The organism is Anabaena sp. TISTR 8404 (assembly GCF_056847745.1).
Map to the genome: position 1 here is coordinate 458,443 of NZ_CP180578.1, position 24,159 is coordinate 482,601.

Genomic DNA, 24,159 nt, shown 5'->3' on the forward strand with positions numbered 1-24,159 from the left:
ATTCAAACGGTATTACCTCCTGTCTCCTGCTATATCAAGACAATTCGCTCTAGTCATCAATGCACCAAGTTAACCTATGATAGAGAAATCATTTTTCAATGATTTCTGACAACAAACTGCTGCTGTTTTTTGAGAGAGAAGCTAACACCAATCGGTCTGTATATATTTGGTCTGATTTGGTAATTAACCCACAAGTATTTCTGGAACTTGGTAATGAAGAAATTAATTAAAGGTCTGCGTGAATTTAAATCTAGCTATTTTTCCACGCATCAACAATTGTTTGAGCAACTTTCACAAGGTCAAAAACCCAGGGTATTATTTATCACTTGTTCCGATTCGCGTCTTGACCCAAATCTAATTACACAAGCCCAGGTAGGCGAATTATTTGTCATCCGTAACGCGGGTAATATTATACCACCATACGGGGCAACTAATGGCGGTGAAGGTGCCACTATTGAATATGCAGTGCAAGCTTTAGATATTGAGCAAATTATTATCTGCGGTCACTCTCATTGCGGCGCAATGAAAGGATTAATGAAATTACAAACTCTCAGAGAAGATTTGCCCCTGGTTTATGATTGGCTCAAATATGCAGAAGCAACTCGTAGGCTCGTTTTAGACCACTACAGCCACTATCAGTCTGAAGAACTGTTAGAAATTATGATTGCGGAAAATGTTCTGACGCAAATTGAGAATTTACGGACGTATCCAGTAATTCACTCCAAACTCTACCAAGGTCAACTCAAAATTTATGCTTGGATTTATCACATTGAGTCAGGAGAAGTTCTAGCATACGATCCTCATAAACACGCCTATGTGTTACCTCAAAGCCAACTTACAGAATCAGACACAGAAGATACGATTCTCAATCCGTTTCCAAATTGCGATATGGCAATTCGTTCTCATCAAACCCAGCCAGTAGACATTACACATGCAGCACATGAAAGGGTTCCTATGACACGCCTTTCTCCAGAGCAAATGGAGCGGATTTATCGAGGTTCAAGGCAGTCAAATTAATTAAGGGTAGTGTTGATTGTTGATTGTTGACTGTTAACTGTTGACGGTTAACAGTCAGCCAATTTTAGATTTTAGATTGACTGCGCCCACCAGGAGAAACAGCTTGAAGATTTTGGATTAATGATTGTGGGAATCATAACAATTAACCGGACATGATATTAAACAAAAGTTAAAAGAAATCACAGCCCGCCTAGAACTAAAGTTCCAAGCTGATAGCAGAAGTCCACTCAAGTGGACTGAAATCAATTTCTCTTTGAGTCCTCTTGAGAGGACTTTCGCTATTGACTCGGAATTCATTCCGAGGCGGGATAGGTATTGCAACTTAGCAACGCCGGATTTTTGTGTACCAATGTGTCGGCAATAGTTGAAAAATTTTACTAATAAGTATAAAGTATGATCTTGAAACTTACGGCTGACATTGGGCTGTAAGTTTCAATGTTATGAAAATACATTTTGCTGAAATACAGGATAAATTTAGAAAAATTCTCAATTAAGCTGTTGAAATTGCAAATATCCAAGAAGTTTTAACTAATGACTATATTTTTCAATTAACTAGAAGATAATGACAAGAGCGACCACAGCATCACCCAGAAACGGGAACAAACTAAAGATATCGCCATTAATGGGTCTGATTCTGGGCATAGTGATTCTGCTAACTTGCTTGGTATATAGCGTTACCTTGGGTGCAGCAGAAATCCCGTTAAACAAGATTCTGGAATCCTTGATCACCTTTGATGGTTCTTATGAACATTTAGTTATTCAGACAGTGAGATTACCGCGATCGCTCGTCGCCATTTTAGTAGGATCAGCCTTGGCAGTCTCTGGGGCTTTAATGCAAGGTTTGACGCGCAACCCCTTAGCAGACCCAGGAATTTTAGGGATTGAATCAGGCGCAGCATTGGCTGTAGTAGCCACAATTTTTATGTTTGGCACTTCCTCTTTGGATGTTTTAAGCATTGCGGCCTTTTTAGGTGCAGGAACCACAGCGATATTAGTTTACTTCCTGGCTTCTTTAGGGCGAGGAGGTGCTACACCATTAAATCTCACCATAGCAGGCGCGGCGCTCACAGCGCTGATTTCTTCCTTCACCACAGGTATTCTCATCGTTAGTCAACGCACACTAGAAGAAATTCGCTTTTGGTTAGCAGGTTCCCTGACTGGGCGTGATTTCAACATATTATTATCAGCCTTACCATTCGTCATGATTGGTTTAGTGCTGGCCTTTGCCCTTGGTAGACAAATTACCACCATGAATCTGGGTGAAGATGTAGCTAAAGGTTTGGGTCAACAAACAGCTTGGGTAAAAATTACGACAGCAATCAGTATTGTTTTACTGGCGGGAAGTTCAGTATCTTTGGCTGGGCCAATTGGGTTTATTGGCTTAGTTGTTCCCCATATAGTGAGATTTTTCATCAAAGCTGATTACCGTTGGATTTTGCCTTACTCCGCCGTAGTGGGGGCAACTTTACTTTTAGTTGCAGATATTAGCGCCCGGACATTATTGAAACCCCAGGAATTACCTGTAGGTGTGATGACAGCACTGGTTGGCGCACCCTTTTTTGTCTACTTGGCTAAATCAAAGGTAAAAAAATGAAGTTGGATTGGCTGGTCATCCGTTCCGAGGTGATATCTTTTCGTATAGACAGACGTGTACCACCAATGCTGCTATGTTTGGCAATTTTGATTGTGGTAGCGATGGTGATGAATTTAGGGCGGGGTGAATATCCCATCTCACCCTTAGATATCTTCAAAACTGTATTGGGAATAAATACAGGCAACCCAGACCATGCATTCGTGATTTACAATCTGCGTCTACCTCGTACCCTTGTTGCTTTGATGGTGGGGATAGCACTGGCAATTTCTGGGACTATCTTTCAAGGCCTCACACGTAACCCACTAGCTGACCCTGGTATTATTGGCATCAATGCTGGGGCAAGTCTGGCCGCAGTTACAGTAATTGTGCTATTTCCATCAGCACCCATCTACACTTTGCCTTTATCAGCCTTTGTCGGTGCTTTATTAATGGCTGGTTTAATTTACTCCTTGGCTTGGAACAATGGTAGTTCCCCAGTTTTGTTTATTTTAATGGGTGTGGGGTTGTCTGCGATCGCCAGTGCTTTCACCAGCTTATTAATTACCTTTGGCGAAATTTATAATGTTAGTGATGCTCTTGTCTGGTTAGCTGGTAGTGTCTACGGACGCACCTGGAAACAAGTCTTTTCCTTGTTACCTTGGTTAATAATTTTCGTACCGATGGCGTTGACATTAGCAAGACATTTGAACGCCTTAAATTTGGGAGATGATGTCGCTAAAGGTTTAGGTACTCGTGTGGAATGGCAACGAGGTTTGCTGGTGCTAGTGGGTGTCGCCTTAGCAGGTGCAGGAGTTGCTACGGCGGGAATGATTGGTTTTGTGGGATTAATTGCACCTCATTTAGGACGACAGTTAGTAGGTACAAATCATGAAGGTTTGCTTCCGATCTCTGCATTGTTAGGAGGAATGCTGGTTGTAGTGGCAGACTTACTTGGCAGAACTTTGTTTGCACCCATCGAAATTCCTTGTGGGGTGGTGACGGCTGCTGTCGGCGCACCTTATTTTCTTTATTTGTTAATTCGTAATCGCCAAAAATAACAGATTTTTCCGATAATTTAGCTTAAAAATCAGACAGTCATGAACACTAAATTTACTCAAAGCCAGACTGCTGAACTTGAACTATCTCCCAATCATCCAATCCTCTGTGTACAAAACTTAGGTCGTAAAATTGAGCAACAGTGGATTTGGAATAATCTCAATTTTCAAATATTTCCAGGGGAGCGAGTAGCAGTAGTTGGTGCTTCTGGAACTGGCAAAAGCTTACTACTACGAGCATTAGCAGGTTTAGATGCAGTACAAGCAGGACAAATCACTTTTCAAGGAAAACCAATAAAGTCCTGGTTTATGCCTAACTATCGTTCCCAAATCATTTACTTGCACCAACGCCCAGCCCTTTGGGAAGGAACTGTAGAACAAAACCTCCAGCGAGTTTATCAATTAGCAGTTCACCGCCATCAAATTTACAACCGCCAGTTAATTCTTGATTATCTGCATATTTTGCAGAAACCAATCGATTTTTTGCAGCGTCCCATTAGAGCTATTTCGGGAGGAGAAGGGCAAATTGTCGCTTTTTTACGAGCTTTGCAACTTTCGCCCTCTATCCTGCTACTAGATGAACCCACCGCTTCATTAGATGCAGAAACAGCCCACAATTTAGAGGCTTTAGTCGCAGTTTGGCAAAATGCAGATTCACGCCGCGCTTATCTTTGGACAAGCCATGATCCCAAGCAATTGCAACGTATTACCAACCGTCAAATTACTTTGAAGGAAAAAGATTGATGAATAGCAGCTATATCCAAATTGGTTACGGACAAGTAGCTTTAGCAAGTTTATTTATTTTAATTAATATGGGGCTGTCCTTTGGTTTGCGGTTGGGATTAGAGCAAAGCCTGGGACTAGCTGCTTTGAGGATGATTGTACAGCTGTTGTTGGTAGGGTACATATTACAGTGGGTATTTACTCTCAGTAACCCTATATTAGTAATATTGCTGGCTTTGGGGATGACAGTTATAGCTGGTGTATCGAGTGTTAACCGCACTCGCAGAAGATTTGCCAGTATTTATTGGAGTAATTTTATTTCGCTGTTGAGTGGTTCTTTTTTAGTCACAGGAATTGTAGTTAGTGGGATTTTAGGTGTTCAGCCTTGGTACGAACCGCAATATCTGATTCCTTTGTTAGGTATGGTTTTAGGTAATGCCCTCACCGGTACATCCTTGTGTTTAGATCGGTTTATGGAAGACTTAACTAATCGTCGGGAAGAAATAGAAGCATTATTGACTCTGGGTGCTTCGCGTTGGGAAGCTGCACATCAACCAATTCGCGAAGCTTTGAGAACAGGAATGATTCCGACGATTAATTCCATGATGGTGATGGGAGTAGTTAGCCTACCCGGAATGATGACTGGTCAAATTCTAGCAGGGGCAAATCCTAGTGATGCGATTCGCTACCAGATTGTGATTATTTTTGCACAAGCAGCCGGCACAGCGATCGCCACAATGGGCGTAGTTATTTTGGCTTTTCTAGTTCTATTTAATCGAGAGCATCAGCTGGCTGATTTGTTACGTAAGCTTGATTAGCTATAGTAATTTAGTTGTTGAGATTAATTTTGATAATTAATTCAAAAGTAATTGTAATCGACATTACACAAACTCTTGTGCGATAAATAATTATTCATAGAAATATAGTTATGACTCTAACTAAATATTGATGTTGTCGATTGAAAGTTTGGAGTTTTTTATCAAGGTTTGTAGTGTATGTTGAAAAACATGAAATTTTGTGGCTCTGCGATCGCAGGAGTTATTTTGACAAGTTTAATGGGAGCAATTACCAGTGGTTGTACAAGTTTTGCAACTCCAAATGTGCAGCCAGATAACAGTGGAAATCTTAACGCTCCCAGTCAAACTTTTAGAAGTGAACGCCAAGAAAACTCCTCAACAAAAGCAAATCAAGCCCAGAAAATTGAGTTTAGGACGAAAAATTCTGCTAATTCAGTTGCAAAGCTCGATATCAAAGAAGGTATGCCATATCAACAAGCGCGAGAATTGGTGATTCAACAAGGTTGGCAACCTAATTTACAAGGCGATTCTCCCAACCTCCGGGATACCTCTGTGAAAGAATTATATGATTTGGGGTATGAAGAGGTTAAAGATTGTTCGGGGACGGGAATCGGGGCTTGTCTGTTTGAGTTTACCAACCAAGCTGGAGAATTATTGTGGATTTCGGCAACAATGGCTGACCGCAGTAATAAAGAACGAGTTGTTTGGCGTTGGTCGATTGAGAAAAAGACAAATAATCAACAAACCTTGGGTTCTACTCAGTCAGAGAAACCACCATTTATTGGCACTCGATTTTTTAATTTTCTCGGTGGAAATGGCACTGGTCAATCGATTGCGATCGCACCCAACGGAAGTACTATAGTTAAGCTTCACGGTAAATTTGAAACTTCGGTTTTATATAATGGTAAATTCTCTAATCCCATCATCTTCCAAGATGGCAGTGGCTTAGGATTACTTTTCAAAGATGGAAAAATTTACAGCTTATCAGCTGATGGACAAATAGCAACAGGTTGTAAAGGTGAAGGAACACTTTGTGAGTCATCTTTGAGCGAACCATCATCTGTGCCAATTGCAGACGGGTTTTATATACTTGGAGGAACAGATCAAGGTTTGGAAGTCAAAGGAGAACAATATCGATATTATGATGAGGAAGGAAATCAAGAATGGAGACCAATTTCTGAGTTAAAGTCCATTCAAGCAGGTTTAGTATTTGATGGACAGAATTATTGGTGTATTCCTCCCAGAAGTGAAGTAGGAGTATGTTCTGAAAAAGGCTGGATACCAGCAAGATAATTTTTGGCTTCGTCTTTGAGAAAAGCAAAAAGCTTCATCATTAATTATCTGTACATGATAACTTGAGGAAATAGAAATTTATGGTAAAAAAAGCGCAAACACCTGTAAAAAAAATCTGGCTGAGAGATATATTTAGATTTCGAGGTTCTGTGATTCCAGGAGTTTTGGAACGTTCTTTCTTCTGTGGTGCATTTGCTATACTTATTGCTTTTCTTTACTCCCAGCAATTACCTGTTTCTCAACCCATTCTAGGTAGTGTAATTCCCAGTATTGTTTTAGGTTTACTGTTAGTTTTTCGTACTAATACAGCTTATGAGCGATTTTGGGAAGGAAGAAAACTTTGGGGAAGTACAGTTAACACAATCCGCAATTTAGCTTGGAAAATTTGGGTTGCAGTTGATGAAGTTGAACCAGGAGATAGAGAACGTAAAATTACCGCATTACGTTTATTACCAGCGTTTGCGATCGCCAAAAAGCTATATCTGCGTTATGAACCAGCTAATGAAGAATTAAAACCTTGGGTTTCTCCCGCTCAATATAGCAGTTTGCAAAATATTCAAAATATGCCGTTAGAAATTTCTCGGTTGTTAGGAAATTACTTACAGCAGGAATACAAGCGAGGTATTTTAACTAATTATCAATTGGCTAGTATTCACACTTTGATGAATAATTTGATGGATAATGTTGGCGGTTGCGAACGCATTTTGAAAACTCCACTTCCCCCAGCTTACGTAATTCATCTCAACCAATTGGTACTCATTTACTGTTTAATTCTGCCTTTTCAATTTGTTAAAGATTTAGGTTGGTGGACAGGTTTATTTGTAGCACTTGTTAGTTTTGCTTTGTTTGGGATTGAAGAAATTGGGGTGGAAATCGAAAATCCCTTTGGCTACGATCATAATGATTTACCACTAGATAAAATTTGCCAAACTATTCAAAATAATATTGAAGAATTTATTGCTTTTCAAACAAATCAAGATGGCAGAGAAACACAAATTAATTTTTTATCTACAAATAACAGTTGATTGCGCCACTCTCAAAAGTGGGGATGAGTAGCAGCGAATAAAGTGCTGGTGAAATGGAATCAGTAGCGATCGCCTATTATAGAAAGGAATCGCCTAGTAAGCGAGTTATGCCTTATGTCGCTGACAATCAAAGACTTAGAAAAATTACAAGCACAAAATCCTGATTTGCGGATGGAGCTAGTAGAGGGAAATATTATTGTTATGGGGCCATCCGATTATGAATCAGACGAAATAGGTTCTCGTTTGGTAACATTTTTGAATATTTGGGTTATGCCGCGCAAGTTAGGCAGAGTTACTGGTTCTAGTGCTGGCTTTATCTTGCCCAGCATTGAAACTGATGAAACGACAGGTGATCCTGAGAAAAGAAACTTACGCGCTCCTGATGTTTCCTTTGTTCGAGCAGAACGACTCAAAAAGACTCCGCGTGACTTTGTGGAGTTAGTACCTGATCTCACGGTTGAAATCAAATCTAAAAGTGACCGCATCAAACCATTGGAAGAAAAAATTAAACTATTCCTCGAACTTGGTTCTATAGTTGGTATTCTCATCGACCCTGACAAACTTTTGGTAACAGTTTATCGCCATAACCAGGAACCAGTCATTTTAAGAGATGACGACCAATTAACACTACCAGAGTTACTTCCCGGCTGGGAATTAGCGATCGCGCAACTGTGGCCACCAGAATTTGAATAACTTACCATGAAACTGACTCGAAAATTAGATTTTGTCAGTGGCTGCAAGAACCTATGATATTCAATCATCAGTATGTTGAATCACTTCTGATAAAGCAGTCAATAAGTCTATTACCGTGTAAGGCTTAGACAGAAATTTGTCTGCACCAGATGAAAGAGCCTTTTGTTGGTTAGCGGGTAAACCACTCATCGCAATAATCTTCACGTTGGGGTTGAGATTTCGCAGGATATAGATGGCTGTTAATCCATCTACGTTGGGCATAGACATATCTAGCAAAACAGCGCTAATTTCCGATTGATGTTCTAGGTATAGAGCGATCGCCTCCACACCATCTTTAGCCACAAGAATTTTATAATTATGATCTGCTAGGGTTGCTTGAGTAGTTTGCCGGAAGGCTGCTTCATCATCAACAACTAAAATTAACTCACCATTACTCCTCGATAACTGTAACTCTGTGATTACCTGGGCTGGTGCGCCTTCTGTTCTGGGTAAAAAGACCTGAAATTGTGTACCTTGGCCTATTTGAGTTGATACTTGCACAAAGCCACCGTGATTCTTGACGATACCTAAAACTGTTGACAGTCCTAAACCTGAACCTTTACCGACTTCTTTCGTAGTAAAAAATGGATCGAATATGAGATCTAAAAATTCTGGAGGAATTCCCGTCCCTGTATCTGCAACACTGACAACAATATATTCTCCCGCCTTCGCCTCTAAGTAAGTTAGGGCAGAATTTTCGTTAATCGTGCGATTTTCGGCGCTGATGATCAGCTTACCACCATCAGGCATAGCATCACGGGCATTCACTACCAAGTTCATGAACACCTGTTCCAATTGGGTAGGATCGGCTTGCAACATCCATAGGGGATTTTGAGGAAAATTGGCAATAATTTCAATTGATTTAGGAAATGTTTGTTTGATGACTTTGACTAATCCTTGAAATAAATTTTCAGGTTGTAGCAGTATACGTTGACCTTCTGTACCACGAGCAAAGGTGAGAATTTGTTTGACTAAATTTGCTCCACGCTGACAACTGATTTCTAGTGTGTGGAACAGTTCTTGAGTCTGTGCATCGACATTGTTGCATTTTGAAGGCAGCAATTGAGCAATCATCATCATGGGCGCAAAGACGTTATTCAGGTCGTGGGCAATACCACTTGCCAGAGTTCCTACACTTTCCAGGCGTTGAGCGCGATAAAATTGTTGCTCTAGTTGTTTTTTCTCAGTGATATCGGTGTTGACGACAAGAATTGATTGAGTATTTCCGAATAGATTTCTTAATAGTGTCCAGCGACTATTAACAATAATTTTTCTACTAGCTTTGGTAATTTGCTCTAACTCACCTTGCCAACAACCATGTTCGATAGTAGCTGCAATACCTAGTTCAAGTTGAGATAATGCTTCTCTAGAGAATATTTCATCGGCTGTTTTTCCCAACCTTTCCTCTGCTGTCCAAGCATACAAGTTCTCAGCCCCTTGGTTCCAAAACAGAATATGGTTGTTCAAATCGCAGACAAAAATAGCGTCGGTAGAAACATCAATTAAGGCAGCCTGTTCACGAATCTTTTCTTGTGCTTGCTTGCGCTCAGTAATATCCATCTCTACCCCCATCATCCGCAGGGGTTGACCAGCTTCATCGTAGAAAACGCTGCCAATGCTTTCTAGCCAACGTATTGCACCATCAGCTCTCACTACCCGAAACTCAAGCCAAAATTGGGGTATCTGTGAATTAATTGCTTGCTGAACTACATTTGCAACTAATTCGCGGTCTTCAGGATCAACAAGATTTAAAAAAGATTCATACTTGCCATCAAATGTATCGCAAGTTAGACCAAATAAATTAAATAGACTCTCAGACCAAGTGATTTCATTAGTTGGGATCTTCCAGTCCCAAGTCCCAACATTACCAGCCAAAAGTGCCAGTTGTAGCCGTTGTTCGCTTTCTCGCAAAGCAATCTCAGCCTGTTTGCGTTCGGTAATTTCCTTGCACACGGCACTGATGCCAATAATGCGTTCCCCATCAAATAACGGCAAAAAGCTTTCTAACCAAGTTCGTTGCACACCAGGTTGAGCCGGAGTTTCCCCAGATATTTCTATATTGAGAACAGGTATACCCGTTGCCAATATAGGACACAACAGTTGTTCGGCTGTGTCGCCAAAATTGGGTAGCAACTCCCGCACTGTACGACCGATATGTGCCTCGACGGAAAAACCGTTCATTTGGGCTAGGCGCTCGTTAATGCGGACAAAGCGCAGATCTGTATCCAAAACGGCCAAACCAATTGGGGCTGACTGGTAGATAGTTTCAATTTCTGCTAGTTGGCGCTGAAGTTGGATTTGACTTTCCTTGAGTGCTGCTTGGGCTTGTTGGCGTTGGGCAATTTCTAGACGCAGAGATTCATTGATATCAGTCAACTCCTGAGTTCTTGCGGTAACTCTCGCTTCCAGTTCCTCGTTTAGCAAACGTAATGCTTCTTCGGCCTGCTTGCGTTCAGTAGTATCTCTGCCAGTATTGACGATTCCCTCAATTTCTCCATCATTTCCCCAGATGGGGGCAACCACGTATTCGTAGTACCTGATACCATTAACTGTCGGGAAACTCATTTCACTTCTCAAAGAATTTCCCGTCTGAAATACCCATTGGCGCTGAGTATCATATACTTCCATAATGTCAGCAGGGAATCCTAATTCTTGCCAAGTTTTACCCAGTATTTGCTCTTGTTGTAAACCTAAAGCTGCCAAGGCTGCTGGACTGGCATAAAGATAACGTTGCTGGCGATCGCTAATATATATATGATCTGTGGAAGCTGCCAGAACTTTATTGATCAGTTCTATCTGTTCTGAGGAAATAGAGTTCTCTTTGCTTCCCATAACATTATCCCCAAAAGTACCCCTCAAAAAATCGTTTTTGAGCAATTTAACCTCACCCAAATACTACCAGTTAGTGATCTTTGGGCTGAGTTAGTGGGGCAATTTTTAAACTTAATACATCTGAATTAATTAGGTTTAGTCAAGCTCAATAAACCAACACCTTCGTTATCACAAAAGTCTGAAGAGATAAAGCTGCCATAGTAGAGTTATAGTCTTTTAAGTTCCTTTAAACCATCTGGCTGAGTCCGACGTAGGTAATTGACAAAACGATACACCAGCAACGGTTGATTACCTACGGGTTGCAAAGCATACTCTTCTAAACTGGCAAACAATAGTGTATCTCGCAGTTGCCTGTCGGTAGTCAATTCGGCGATCCCAGCCATTTGCTGTTGCATGTAAGTATCGTTTTGTAGTAATTCTTGGATAACTTCTTGTAATAAATCTATAACAATACGCTGGCGATCGCGGCTGGAAGCTACCCAAGTTTGCATCTGGCTGCGTAAAACAACTACACTCCCCAATCGTGTGATTAAGTTGCGATAAGCTTGTTCTCTATCTAACCCTAAGTAGCGTTGACGTAAAATTTTCCAGCGATATTCCATCGCTTGTTTGACCATCCCCAGTTCTAATGGTTCCAGTAGTTCCAACCGTTGTAAGTTATCTCCCAAAAGCCAACGAACAATACTTTCTCTGGTAGTTGTACTTTGTTCTGGACATTCTTGTGCTAGGCGTTTGTGCCAACATTGGTTCAGTTTTACTGAATTTTTGACTATAACAACATTACACTCCTCAAAATTCAATGGTACAGTTTGCATCATGACTCCTTTGCTGTCTCAATAGTGAGTGATATTCGTCTGGGAAAAGTTATCCTCCTGAAATCAAAAACTCAACTTCAGTAGGAACCGCAGAATCAAGCATAGATTTCAGCAAAAACTTAATATTTCTCCAGTAAGTTTACGTTGAGGTAATTTAATAGATACAAAAAAATCGGGAAGAACTAGGGTAGACCCCCATGAAAAAACGAAAAGTCTGGTTATTTCCGATGCTATTTACCGCAATGCTGATCATCAGCATGATGGCAGGTCATAGCAATTCGCTACAAGTAACTTCATCTTTGGGTAAAGAAACGCTGACGATGATTACTTCACCCGATTACCCGCCTTATGAGTTTTATGATACTCAAGGTGGAGAACGTAAAATCGTTGGCTTTGATATTGATATCGCCAATACTATCGCGCAACAACTAGGGTTTAAACTCCAAATTATGGAGTCTGATTTTAATGGTTTAATTCCTGCACTGCAAGCAAATCGGGCTGACTTTGTGATGGCGGGGATGACTCCTACCCCAGAACGACGGAAAAATGTTGATTTTTCGATTATTTATTACGAAGCTAAAGATACTATCGTTGCACCTAAAACTAGTAATCTCAAAAAAATTCAAGATTTGGCAGGTAAGAAAATTGGCGTACAATTAGGAACTATTCAAGAGCAAAATGCCAAAAAAATTAGCGAAAAAGTTCCAGGAATTGAACTCAAACAACTGAATAGAGTCCCAGAAATTATCCAGGAAATTAAATCAGGGCGAATTGATGGGGCTATTGTTGAGGATACTGTGGCGAAGGGATTTGCCCAAGCTAACCCAGAATTAGAATTTAACGTAATTCCGCCACAACAGACAAGTGGATCAGCCATCGCATTTCCGAAAAATTCTCAGTTGGTAGAACCATTTAACAAAGTTCTCCAACAAATGAAGGACAAAGGCGAACTGCAAAAATTAGCCACTAAATGGTTTTCCCAAACTACCGCTACTCCAACTACATCCACTCCTGCTAAAAGCGGACTCAATCTCGACTTTACAAGAATTTTGCCAGAAATCCCCTTTATCCTCAAAGGCATTCCTCTAACATTGTTGTTTACCCTATTGTCAGTATTTCTCGGATTAATTTGGGGAACAATTCTGTCGTTATGCAAAATTACCGGAATCAAACCTCTAGTCTGGGTTGCTAATGCTTACACTTCTATATTTCGCGGAACACCGTTGTTGTTACAGTTGGCTTTAGTTTACTACGCCACACCGCAACTCACAGGCTATGACATCTCAGCTTTAGAAGCTGGAGTACTCACATTTACCCTCAACTCTGGTGCATATATGTCAGAAACTATCCGGGGTGGAATTCAAGCAGTCGATAAAGGACAAACTGAAGCGGCGATGTCGATGGGTGTACCTTACAGATTGATGATGTGGGATATTATTTTACCGCAAGCATTGAAAAACATTTTGCCTGCATTGGTGAATGAAACAATTGGATTGCTGAAAGATTCAGCTTTAGTTTCCACAATTGGGGTAGTAGAAATTTTACGTAGCGCTCAAATTGTCGGTGCAAATAAATACATTTACTTTGAACCGCTGCTGTTTGCTGGCTTAATTTACTATGTTTTAGTTATGGGTCTGACTAAGAGTGCATCAGTTTTAGAAAGGAGGTTGAGACAAAGTGAGTGAAGTTGTCATTCGTACAGAGTCTTTGTATAAATCCTTTGGGAATTTGGATGTACTCAAAAATATTTCGACAACTATTCATCAAGGGGAAGTAGTGGCGATTCTTGGCCCTTCTGGTAGTGGTAAATCTACATTTCTGCGATGTCTAAACTTACTAGAAAAGCCGAGTAGAGGCAAAATCTATTTCCACACAGAAGAAATTACCAATCCCAAGGTGAATATTGCGAAAGTGCGACAAAAATTAGTGATGGTGTTTCAGCATTTTAATTTGTTTCCGCACATGACGGTGATGGAAAATGTGACTTATGCACCGATAAAAGTTAAAGGAGTGAATCATCGGTTAGCCCAACAAAAAGGTTTAGAGTTATTAACAAAAGTCGGGTTAGAAGAAAAAGCCGATGTTTACCCATCCAAATTATCCGGCGGACAGAAACAACGTGTAGCGATCGCTCGCGCTTTGGCGATGGAACCAGAGATGATTTTATTTGATGAACCCACCTCAGCTTTAGATCCAGAAATGGTCAAAGATGTATTGTTGGTGATGCAAGCTTTAGCCCAAACCGGAATTACAATGGCGATTGTCACCCACGAAATGGGATTTGCGAGAGAAGTCGCTAGTCGAATTATGTTTCTCGATCAAGGTACTTTAGCAGAAGATACCACGCCATCTGAGTTTTTTCAAAATCCGCAGTGCGATCGCGCCCAGAAATTCTTAGAAAAAATGCTTTAAACTGATTTTTCCTAGTCAAATCTTTTTTTCTTATTTATAGTGTTTTTACTATAATAAAATGCAATTTTTAATGCACAATAAAGCATATACTATCCGGATGCCATAAATTTGCATTCGGTATTTTTATAAGTCATAAGTATTATCTAACCAAAAAATTTTTTTTAACATCTATCTTTAGGTTATTTATACTGAACTCTTTATCGGCAAACGGCTATTCGTCCCTACAAAGCCTGAATTCTATTTGATCAACGCAGCATTTCTCCTACTTTTAGCTATACATAAATCTGCCTTTTGGTTGTAGTAAATTGCCTGAGAAACAGACCATGATTCTATGTGGCACATGATTCAAAAGTGTGTAATCGATGACATTTGTCGTTAGCAAACTTTTATTTAAAAAATTATTTAACGGGAGGATACTGCGTGAAAATTGGCGCTCACTACTTGGGTAACGGAGAGTGTGAGTTTACTGTTTGGTCTCCAACATTAAACAGTTTGGCAGTGCAAATTCTCAAGCCAGAAAAGCAGTTAATTCCTCTCAAACCTCTAACAGACGGATATTGGCAAGTAAAAGTTAATGATGTTTATCCTGGTACGCTTTATCGTTATCAATTAAATGACCAAGAAGCTTTTGCTGACCCAGCTTCGCAATTTCAACCCGAAGGTGTTCACGGGCCTTCTCAAGTTGTCGATCATCAGTTTGAATGGACAGATGCAGCTTGGACTGGTGTTCCTCTCGAATCAATGATTTTCTATGAACTGCATGTAGGGACATTCACACCCGAAGGAACTTTCACTGCGATTATTCCCCGTTTACCAGAACTGCGGGAATTAGGAATTAATGCCATTGAACTCATGCCCATTGCCCAATTTCCAGGCGATGATCATATTCAGCCTGATTTGGCACATCGCAACTGGGGATATGATGGCGTTTATCCTTATGCAGTCCAAAATTCCTACGGAAGCCCATCAGATTTAAAGCAATTTGTCAATGCTTGCCACGAAAATGGTATTGCTGTGGTGTTGGATGTGGTTTATAACCACTTTGGCCCAGAAGGTAATTATATGGGTCAGTTCGCACCTTATTTTACTAAAACTTATAAAACACCTTGGGGCAACGCGATGAATTTCGATGATGCTTATAGCCAAGGTGTACGCAATTATTTTATTCAAAATGCTTTGTATTGGTTGGGAGAATTTCACATAGATGCGTTGCGACTAGATGCAATTCAAGCAATTTATGATTTGGGTGCAAAGCATTTTTTACGGGAATTGGCGGAAAACGTGCATAACTTCTCTGGTGGAGGAACATGGAAACGTTATTTAATTGCGGAAAGTGACTTGAATAACCCGCAAGTTGTGCGTCCGCCAGAATTAGGTGGCTATGGAATTGATGCACAGTGGAGTGATGACTTTCACCACGCACTGCATACATTGTTAACAGGCGATCGCTTGGGTTATTATCAAGACTTCGGTAAGTGTGCCGATTTAGCCAAAGCTTACCAAGATACTTTTGTTTACGATTGGCGCTATGCACCTCATCGTAACCGATTTCATGGGATATCTTGCCGCGATCGCCCATTATCTCGGTTTTCAGTATGTATTCAAAATCATGACCAAATCGGCAATCAAATGAAAGGGGAACGCTTATCTGAGCGAATTTCATTTGCAGGTTTGAAATTAGCGGCTGGTGCGGTGTTGTTGTCACCTTATTTACCGCTGCTGTTCATGGGTGAAGAATATGGCGAAACTTCACCTTTTATCTACTTTGTTAGCCACTCCGACCCCGATTTGATTCAAGCTGTACGTGCTGGACGCAAAAAAGAATTTGAACCATTCCACTATGCAGAAGACCCACCAGACCCGGAATCTGCGGAGACATTTTTGCGGTGTAAACTGAACTGGGAATTACGTCACGAAGGTCAGCATAAGGTTTTATGGAATTGGTATCGTCAGTTAATTCATCTACGCAAAACTCATCCGGCGTTGTTGAATTTTGACCGCGACAGTATTGAAGCGACGAGTGATGAAGAGAAAAAGGTTGTTGTGGTGCGGCGTTGGTGTGAGTCGAAAGAAGTGATATTTGCAATGAATTTTAATTCTGCGGCTGTGAGGGTGAGTTTACCAATTCAGCAGCAGGCGCGGAAGTTATTAGATTCTGGTTCTGACGCTGCGGAATTTTTGTCTGCGGGGGATGAGGTTGTGTTGGAGGCGATGAGTTTGGTTTTGTATGAGGTTTGAGAGTTTTTTAACGCAGAGGTGCGCTGAGGTTAACGCTGAGGTGCGCGGAGAGTTTTTTGAGGTTTATTAATATTAAGTGAAAGGTTATGCGAATTCCTAAAGTTACTTATAGAATTCAGTTTACACCCCAGTTTGGTTTTGATGATGCTAGAGCGATCGCATCTTATTTATCAGATTTAGGTATTTCTGATTTGTATGCTTCGCCGATTTTTAAGGCGAGAACTGGTAGTACACATGGTTATGATGTTGTAGATGCTTCACAGTTAAATCCGCAATTAGGAACTACGGAGAATTTTGAGGCTTTAGTGGCGGAATTACAATCTCTGGGTATGGGTTGGCTACAAGATATTGTGCCGAATCATATGGCTTATAGTAGCGAAAATCCATACTTAATGGATGTGTTAGAACACGGTGCAGATTCTAGTTACACCGATTATTTTGATGTTTGTTGGAATTCACCTTTTGCTAATAGTCAAGAGCGAATTCTTGCGCCTTTGTTGGGAGATTTTTATGGTGAAGCTCTGGAAAAAGGAGATATTCAACTGCAATATGAGCAGAGTGGTTTAACTGTTAACTATTACAGCTTAAAATTACCATTGCGCTTGGAGTCTTATAGCAAATTTCTGACTTACAATTTAGGTAAACTCACCCGCACTCTAGGCAGAAATCATCCTGATTTTATTAAACTTTTAGGTATTCTCTACATTCTAAAAAATGTACCTTCGGAAGTTGCTGGCAAACAGCGTCAAGACCAAATTGCTTTTATCAAAGGTTTAATTTGGGAACTCTACAGCAATAATGATGATATTCGGGAATTCATTAGCGAAAATCTCAAAATCTTTAATGGAGAACCCGGTAATGCTGAAAGTTTTAACTTACTAGATGATTTACTCAAAGACCAATTTTACCGTCTTGCTTTCTGGAAAGTTGGCGCGGAGGAAATGAACTATCGCCGTTTCTTTACTGTGAACGAACTTATCTCAGTGAAAGTGGAAGAAATGCGCGTGTTTAACAATACTCATAGTTTAATTTCTAAGTTAGTAGAAGAGGGTGTATTCACTGGCTTAAGAATTGATCATATTGATGGGTTATATAACCCTACGCAGTATTTAGAAAGGCTGCGGGAAAAAATGGGTGATGTTTATATCACCGTCGAGAAGATTTTAGAACTAACGGAAGAGCTACCAAATAATTGGCAGATTCAAGGTACTTCGGGATATGATTTTCTAAATTATGTCAATGGAGTATTTTGTCAATCTGAAAATCACACATCATGTGATAAAATCTACCATTCATTTATTGGCTCACGGGTTGATTATTCATCACTAGTAAGAGAGAAAAAACATCTCATCCTAGAAAAGAATTTAGCGGGTGATGTGGATAATTTAGCCAGCTTGCTGAAGAATATTGCCAGCAAATATCGCTATGGTAATGATTTTACATTGAACGGATTGAAACGAGCGATCGCAGAAGTTCTCACCCTCTTCCCCATCTACCGGACTTATATCACTCCCGATGGAATTCAAGATAGTGATCAAGCCTGCATTCAAGAAGTAATAAAGACCGCGAGAAAACAAGTACCTCTGTTGCAGCATGAAATGAACTTTATCGAAAAAGTCATGCTGTTGCAGTTTGATGAATCTCTCACCCAAACAGAAAGAGAACAGTGGATATATTTTGTCTTGCGAATGCAGCAATACACTGGCCCCCTCATGGCTAAAGGTGTGGAAGATACTACTTTATATGTTTATAACCGTCTAGTTTCACTCAATGAAGTTGGCGGAAATCCTAGCCATTTTGGGATTACTATTAACCAATTTCATACCTTTAACCAACAACACCAAAAGAACTGGCCTCACACCATGAACGCCACCGCCACCCATGATACCAAGCGCGGCGAAGATGTTAGAGCTAGGTTAAATGTATTATCAGAAATTCCCCAAGAATGGGAACAACAGGTAAATAACTGGAGTGAACTTAATCAAGAACATCGTAGCCTAGTCGATCGCAACGATGAATATTTTCTCTATCAAACTTTAGTCGGCGCATTTCCTTTTGCAGAACACGAACAAGCGTCCTTTGTCGAACGGGTGCAAGAATACATGATTAAAGCCATCCGAGAAGCCAAGGTTCATACTGCATGGTTGCGTCCTGATAACGAATACGAAGCCGCTTGTACCGCCTTTATTCAAAAAGTACTTGACCCCAACTTATCACGACAATTTTTAGATAACTTCCGCCCCTTTCAACAAAAAATATCCGAATATGGCATATTTAATTCCCTTTCCCAAACTCTACTCAAGATTACCGCTCCTGGTGTCCCCGACTTCTACCAAGGAACAGAACTTTGGGATTTAAGCTTAGTTGACCCCGATAATCGCCGTCCTGTAGATTTTGAATTACGACGTGCGTACCTAAGCTCTATTCAAGAAAACATCAAAACAGATATTCTCAGCTTAATTCCCGAACTCCTAACGCACAAAACCGACGGTAGAATCAAACTGTTTTTAACTCTGCAAGCACTCAAAGCCAGAACCAAATATCTTTCATTATTCCAAAACGGCGAATATTTACCTTTAGAAGTTCACGGAACTCACGCCAACCATATTATCGCCTTTGCCAGACAACATCACAATCAAACCGCGATCGCCATTGTCCCCCGTTTCCTCACCACCCTCACCCAACCCGGACAACCCCCACTAGGCGAGTCAATATGGCAAGATACACACCTACAACTCCCCGCCAAAACTTGGCAAAACCTCCTCACCCACCAAACCCTACAAACTGAAAACACTCTACCCATCGCCACCGCCCTCTCTCACTTCCCCGTAGCCCTATTAATTGCTGAGTAACTCTAACTCTCTAGTCCCTCCTCTCTGCGCCTCTGCGTCTCTGCGTGAAACAAAACTCATGACTATCCAACTCACCACACAAACACAAGCCATCCGCACCTACATCAAACAAACCTGGAAAACCCTCACCCGTTCCCACCAACACTTATTAGAATCCGCCCAAGACACCAAACTAGAACACCAACCCAACACCCCCTGGCTAGTTTATATATCCCCCCAAGAAGACTGTAATACAGTCAAGTCTGTATTAGAGCGATCGCTATCTGCCAAAGAAATGCAGCAGATAGAAATTCGCACCTTACCTAACGAAGTTGCAGATATCCAAGAACACGGCTTGTTATACCTTCCAGGCGCTTATGTTGTCCCTGGTGGACGTTTCAACGAGATGTATGGCTGGGACAGCTATTTTATTTTGCTGGGCTTACTGCAAGATGAAGAATGGGAACTAGCCCAAAGTCAAGTTGATCAGTTACTTTATCAAGTGCAGCATTACGGGACTATTCTCAATGCTAACCGTACATATATGCTGACGCGATCGCAACCCCCTGTCCTCAGTATGATGGTGTTGGCGTTGTTCCAACACACCCAAGATAAAGAATGGCTGAAATCAACTTTGCCATTGCTAGAACAATTTTATTACTACTGGGTAGTACCACCACATTTGAATCCCGCAACAGGCTTATCCCGATATTATGCTTTAGGCGAAGGCCCAGCACCAGAAGTCTTATTCTCCGAACTGGATGAAGAAGGACGCAGCCATTATGAACGTGTCAAAGAATATTACAAAGCATTTGAGATTGATGATTATGATGTCAGTCTGTTTTACGACCAAGAAAAAGACGAACTCACAGACTTATTTTACAAAGGCGATCGCTCCATGCGCGAGTCTGGTTTTGATATCAGCAACCGCTTTGGCCCCTTCAGTGTTGATATCATTCACTATGCGCCTGTTTGCTTAAATAGTCTGTTGTATCAAATGGAACAAGACTTGGCGCAAATTCACGATATTTTAGGTAATCCAGAATTTGGACAACAATGGAGCGATCGCGCCAGCATCCGCCGTGAACGTATCAATCAATACCTTTGGGATGAAGAAAAAGGGCTGTATCTAGATTATCACTTCCACAGTGGCAAACGTCGTCATTATGAGTTTGCCACTACCTTTTATCCTCTATGGACAGGACTTGCTTCTCCTGTACAAGCCAAACAAGTTGTGCAGAATCTTGACTTATTTACAGCACCAGGAGGAATCTTAACCAGTACCCGCGTTACCGGAAATCAGTGGGACGCTCCTTTTGGATGGGCCCCACTAACATTAATTGCAGTTCAGGGACTCCACCGCTATGGATATCATACAGAAGCAAATGAAATTGCTCGCAAGTTCCTAACTATGGCTATTCAGGAATTTACGAAATATGGCTTTTTCGTAGAAAAGTACGACGTAGAACGCTGTTCTGCTCAAGTTTCCGACGAAATTTGCTTCGGCTATAGTTCTAACGAAATAGGTTTTGGTTGGACTAATGGAGTTATTTTGGAACTTTTAGCTTTGCAAACCTGAGTTTGGGATAAGCTGAATTGTGATACATACGTTGACTGATAGTAATGCTATGCTCTTGGCTAATCGTACAACCCCAGCCAACGGTAGCAAAAGCAACTCACCACTCCCATTCCTATTGCAATTTCACTGCTGCACGTTGCAGAGGTAAAACTTCCTCTAAAGTTAGTTCGTGGTCAGAAGTAATATGGCTTTTACAACAAATTGTGCTAAAGAAAATTGGCTGACCAACTAATTGCGAAAAATGCTTTTCTAAAAGTAGCCGCGAAGTAATATCTCCTAATAAATCAGCTAAGTCTTGTGTGAGTTGGTCGTCTTGGCGGTGAACCATTCTAAATTTAAACTTGGGTTCCCCAACTAAATTTCTGACTGCTGAATCGAAATCATCTTTTTTACCCTGAACATAAGCAAAAGTTTGCTCTTCTAAAAACTTCCAAGCTTCTGGGAAAATTTCTTGCATTTTCTCCAGGTGGTTTTCGTTTAGGTAGACCAAAGTAGCAGTTTTACAATCCATAATAAACAAGTCAAAAGTTAAAAGTTAAAAGTCAAAACAAGACAACTCAACGTTACTAAGAAATCTCTCCTAGTTTTTTCTTAGGTCATGAAATAAACTTTTTATCTCTGTAATATTACGGTTAAGTAGAAACGAGAAACTGATTATGAAATATTTATTTAAGCTTTTCTACGTTTCCTTTGGGATTATGGAGAAATTGCTACCGAAAAACTGTTACATAAAATACGAAAAATCCTATGAGTCCAATAAATATTACAGCCTTCTGCCACAAAATAAGATATGCTTACGCAGAAAGAAACTGTCGATACACCTGATTGTGTAAACACAGCCAGAAAAAATTATGAGTTATCAGTTATTAGAGAGGGTTTATGAGTTCTCAACAATTAGAATTAACAATTGGTTGGCTGTATCCGACTTTGATGAGTACCTATGGCGATCGCGGTAATGTTATCACTATAGAACGCCGCGCCCAATGGCGAGGATACAGTGTCAAGGTATTACCTTTAGACCAAAACTCCACCGCAGAAGATATTAAATCTGTAGATGTGATTGTTGGTGGAGGCGCACAAGACCGTCAGCAAGAAATTGTCATGCGTGACTTGCAAGGCGCAAAAGCCGACGCAATGCGCGAAAAAATCGAAAATGGTACACCAGGAGTCTTTACCTGCGGTTCACCCCAACTGTTAGGACATTATTACGAACCAGGATTTGGACAGCGGATAGAGGGTTTAGGTATCCTCGATTTAGTTTCTATCCATCCTGGGGAAAATACCAAACGTTGCATCGGTAACTTGGTAATTGAAGTGACAGCTTCACGCCTAGCAAAAGATTTAGAAGCGATGACAGGTAGCAAACCTTATCTAGTCGGGTTTGAAAATCATGGCGGACGCACCAAGTTAGGAAAAGTGGAAACTTTGGGGCGTGTGGTGTACGGTTTAGGCAATAATGGCGAAGATGGTACAGAAGGCGCATTTTATCAAAATGCGATCGCAACTTACTCTCACGGCCCTTTGTTACCCAAAAATCCCTTTGTCGCTGACTGGTTAATTCAAACAGCATTGCGGCTGAAGTATCAACAACCTATCACCCTCAAACCACTAGATGATGACCTCGCAATGCAAGCACGAGAAGCCATGTTTAAACGGTTAAAAGTGAATTTACCAACTCCGGTTACTGCCAAAATTTAAAAAATAATTCAGGAGTCAGAATACAAAATACTGGCTCCTTATTTTTTGACTTTTATCGAAAAAACCTGCGGAATGCTAGGCAAATAATATATGAGACCAAATAAACAAGCAATTTGAATTGCACTTAAACCAAGTAAGAGATGAAAATCTGGCTTGATGAAATCAATGAAAAACCGAAAACTTAAATAAGAAATTAAATAAAACTTAAATAAATCACCATTGTGATATTGATAACGGCTGCGAAGTTTTAATAAAAATATTAAACTAATGCAAAATATTATTTCATATAATTGCGTCGGATGACGCGGAATGCCATCGCCAAAATCAACACCCCAAGGTAAATTAGTAGCAATTCCGTAAGTGCGATCGCTCAATCCTGTGAGAAAGCAACCTATCCTGCCAATGGCTGTACCGATAATTAAAGGATAGACAAAAACATCGCCAGTAGATTGATGAACGCCAATAATTTTTTTGGTGATTTCTACACCAATTAATCCACCTAAAAGTGCGCCGACGACAGTTTTGCCTTGTAACAGCAGTAAGCCGAATTGCTGGGGATTTTGCCAAATTAAATCTATATGTTGTAAAGCGACTAATGCCTTAGCACCAATTAATGCCCCAAGCATCCCGCCAAGCATTACAGCACTACGTTGACTAGGAGCGATCGCATCTTTACGGACATTGCGCAATAATAGACGAAAGGCGATCGTATAAGCTAAAGATTCAAATAAAATATGCGGATGAATTCGTAATGAACCTAACCAAAAATACACGGGGAAAGTAAAAAATTGCAATGTTTGTGTCATTTGTTATTGGTCATTTGTTATTTGTCCTGAGTGTTAAATTTTAATAAAAAATATAAATATTATGCCTTCCCCAATTGTTGGTTGGGAAAGGCAAGACAGAAATGATGGAATTATTAGTGCTTAATTTCTAGATTGAGGATGTAGCACCCTAGTTGAACTTTTTCTGCCCACAATTCATACTCCAGGCGCAAGCGCTCTGGGAATTGTTTACCAGAGAGAGTTAATGTTTTCGTAAAATTACGTAAGCGAATGGGATTATTCGGTTGTATTGATTCCGTTGGTAACCAATAACGGCTAACACCGTATACGCCTTGTTCCCAGAAGTGGCGGTAACTTACTTGACCATTACCTTGCATAGTCATAATTACCCGATATGGAGAAATTTCCAGCCACAAAATTCTAGGACTACTGGGAGCGTAAGCAGTGTTTGTCCTGTGGGGCAAAATTTCCTCTGTATTTGGAGAAGTTTCTACTTCACAGGTAATCAGAGGTGGTGCAGTTAACAGTAAATGAAATCGTTCAGTATCTTTCTGATACAGTGTTCCAGCAGTTTCTACCACTGACCAGAACGGCAGGTCAGTGGAAATTAGTGATAAGCACACAGGCTTGCGATGATAGGTCAGCATGGGAGCGATAGGGGCTAACAGCTATTGAATAACAAGATGAAATTAATCCAAGGAGTCTAGAAATCCAAAACCAGCAACTAAATAGTAAAACATGCTTAATCTTAACT

At 40.6% G+C, this 24,159-nt stretch carries 19 protein-coding genes and 1 pseudogene; 15 read left to right on the forward strand and 5 right to left on the reverse strand.

Annotated elements, in window-relative coordinates; all coding sequences use genetic code 11:
• Positions 1 to 98: 98 nt before the first annotated feature.
• The 9 genes from ACMX3D_RS02105 to ACMX3D_RS02145 all read left to right on the forward strand — a co-directional run bounded on the left by ACMX3D_RS02105 (position 99) and on the right by ACMX3D_RS02145 (position 8,176).
• Entirely contained in the window at positions 99 to 230 is a 132-nt protein-coding gene (locus ACMX3D_RS02105) for a hypothetical protein (protein ID WP_482749842.1), read from the forward strand.
• Positions 214 to 1,017 carry a carbonic anhydrase gene (locus tag ACMX3D_RS02110; protein ID WP_482749843.1) on the forward strand — a complete coding sequence of 268 codons (804 nt, stop codon included), beginning with the start codon at positions 214 to 216 and terminating at the stop codon, positions 1,015 to 1,017. The genes ACMX3D_RS02105 and ACMX3D_RS02110 overlap by 17 nt, the downstream gene beginning before the upstream one ends.
• A 562-nt stretch (positions 1,018 to 1,579) precedes the next feature.
• Positions 1,580 to 2,611, forward strand: a complete 1,032-nt coding sequence (locus ACMX3D_RS02115; RefSeq protein WP_482749844.1) for a FecCD family ABC transporter permease — start codon at positions 1,580 to 1,582, stop codon at positions 2,609 to 2,611.
• Positions 2,608 to 3,648, forward strand: a complete 1,041-nt coding sequence (locus ACMX3D_RS02120; RefSeq protein ID WP_482749845.1) for a FecCD family ABC transporter permease — start codon at positions 2,608 to 2,610, stop codon at positions 3,646 to 3,648. The genes ACMX3D_RS02115 and ACMX3D_RS02120 overlap by 4 nt, the downstream gene beginning before the upstream one ends.
• A 39-nt stretch (positions 3,649 to 3,687) precedes the next feature.
• The gene (locus ACMX3D_RS02125) at positions 3,688 to 4,389 is read left to right on the forward strand and encodes an ABC transporter ATP-binding protein (RefSeq protein WP_482749846.1); all 702 of its coding nucleotides are present in this window, start codon (positions 3,688 to 3,690) and stop codon (positions 4,387 to 4,389) included.
• Positions 4,389 to 5,186 carry an ABC transporter permease gene (locus ACMX3D_RS02130; protein ID WP_482749847.1) on the forward strand — a complete coding sequence of 266 codons (798 nt, stop codon included), beginning with the start codon at positions 4,389 to 4,391 and terminating at the stop codon, positions 5,184 to 5,186. Before ACMX3D_RS02125 ends, ACMX3D_RS02130 begins: the two co-directional genes overlap by 1 nt.
• Before the next feature lie 177 nt (positions 5,187 to 5,363).
• Entirely contained in the window at positions 5,364 to 6,458 is a 1,095-nt protein-coding gene (locus ACMX3D_RS02135; protein WP_482749848.1) for a hypothetical protein, read from the forward strand.
• Positions 6,459 to 6,538: 80 nt separating this feature from the next.
• Positions 6,539 to 7,483 carry a bestrophin family protein gene (locus ACMX3D_RS02140; RefSeq protein ID WP_482749849.1) on the forward strand — a complete coding sequence of 315 codons (945 nt, stop codon included), beginning with the start codon at positions 6,539 to 6,541 and terminating at the stop codon, positions 7,481 to 7,483.
• Between the two features lie 114 nt (positions 7,484 to 7,597).
• On the forward strand, positions 7,598 to 8,176 hold the full coding sequence (locus ACMX3D_RS02145) for a Uma2 family endonuclease (protein ID WP_482749850.1): 579 nt from the start codon (positions 7,598 to 7,600) through the stop codon (positions 8,174 to 8,176).
• 60 nt (positions 8,177 to 8,236) lie between these two features.
• Here the strand turns inward: ACMX3D_RS02145 and ACMX3D_RS02150 are convergent, their stop codons facing one another.
• Both ACMX3D_RS02150 and ACMX3D_RS02155 read right to left on the reverse strand, forming a co-directional pair.
• Positions 8,237 to 11,047 carry a PAS domain-containing hybrid sensor histidine kinase/response regulator gene (locus tag ACMX3D_RS02150; RefSeq protein WP_482749851.1) on the reverse strand — a complete coding sequence of 937 codons (2,811 nt, stop codon included), beginning with the start codon at positions 11,045 to 11,047 and terminating at the stop codon, positions 8,237 to 8,239.
• A gap of 218 nt (positions 11,048 to 11,265) precedes the next feature.
• Positions 11,266 to 11,865 (reverse strand): annotated as a pseudogene (locus ACMX3D_RS02155) (HetZ-related protein 2); the annotation flags it as partial.
• Between the two features lie 194 nt (positions 11,866 to 12,059).
• On the opposite strand from ACMX3D_RS02155, the gene ACMX3D_RS02160 reads away from it, so the two are divergent.
• The 5 genes from ACMX3D_RS02160 (at position 12,060) to ACMX3D_RS02180 (ending at position 20,922) form a co-directional block, all read left to right on the forward strand.
• A complete protein-coding gene (locus tag ACMX3D_RS02160) occupies positions 12,060 to 13,547 on the forward strand; it encodes an ABC transporter permease subunit (RefSeq protein WP_482749852.1) in 1,488 nt (495 codons plus the stop codon).
• Positions 13,540 to 14,274, forward strand: a complete 735-nt coding sequence (locus ACMX3D_RS02165) for an amino acid ABC transporter ATP-binding protein (RefSeq protein WP_482749853.1) — start codon at positions 13,540 to 13,542, stop codon at positions 14,272 to 14,274. Before ACMX3D_RS02160 ends, ACMX3D_RS02165 begins: the two co-directional genes overlap by 8 nt.
• A gap of 420 nt (positions 14,275 to 14,694) precedes the next feature.
• Positions 14,695 to 16,512, forward strand: coding sequence for a malto-oligosyltrehalose trehalohydrolase (treZ, locus tag ACMX3D_RS02170; protein WP_482749854.1), 1,818 nt, complete (start codon positions 14,695 to 14,697; stop codon positions 16,510 to 16,512).
• Between the two features lie 86 nt (positions 16,513 to 16,598).
• Positions 16,599 to 19,364 carry a malto-oligosyltrehalose synthase gene (gene treY, locus ACMX3D_RS02175; protein ID WP_482749855.1) on the forward strand — a complete coding sequence of 922 codons (2,766 nt, stop codon included), beginning with the start codon at positions 16,599 to 16,601 and terminating at the stop codon, positions 19,362 to 19,364.
• A 58-nt stretch (positions 19,365 to 19,422) separates the two neighbouring features.
• Positions 19,423 to 20,922 (forward strand): trehalase family glycosidase, encoded by a 1,500-nt coding sequence (locus ACMX3D_RS02180; protein ID WP_482749856.1) that lies wholly within the window; start codon positions 19,423 to 19,425, stop codon positions 20,920 to 20,922.
• A 112-nt stretch (positions 20,923 to 21,034) separates the two neighbouring features.
• Here the strand turns inward: ACMX3D_RS02180 and ACMX3D_RS02185 are convergent, their stop codons facing one another.
• On the reverse strand, positions 21,035 to 21,433 hold the full coding sequence (locus ACMX3D_RS02185) for a hypothetical protein (RefSeq protein ID WP_482749857.1): 399 nt from the start codon (positions 21,431 to 21,433) through the stop codon (positions 21,035 to 21,037).
• Between the two features lie 368 nt (positions 21,434 to 21,801).
• On the opposite strand from ACMX3D_RS02185, the gene ACMX3D_RS02190 reads away from it, so the two are divergent.
• Entirely contained in the window at positions 21,802 to 22,620 is an 819-nt protein-coding gene (locus tag ACMX3D_RS02190; protein ID WP_482749858.1) for a type 1 glutamine amidotransferase, read from the forward strand.
• A gap of 38 nt (positions 22,621 to 22,658) precedes the next feature.
• Here the strand turns inward: ACMX3D_RS02190 and ACMX3D_RS02195 are convergent, their stop codons facing one another.
• Positions 22,659 to 23,426 (reverse strand): prolipoprotein diacylglyceryl transferase, encoded by a 768-nt coding sequence (locus ACMX3D_RS02195; protein ID WP_482749859.1) that lies wholly within the window; start codon positions 23,424 to 23,426, stop codon positions 22,659 to 22,661.
• A gap of 113 nt (positions 23,427 to 23,539) precedes the next feature.
• Positions 23,540 to 24,052 (reverse strand): hypothetical protein, encoded by a 513-nt coding sequence (locus ACMX3D_RS02200; protein WP_482749860.1) that lies wholly within the window; start codon positions 24,050 to 24,052, stop codon positions 23,540 to 23,542.
• Between the last annotated feature and the right edge of the window lie 107 nt (positions 24,053 to 24,159).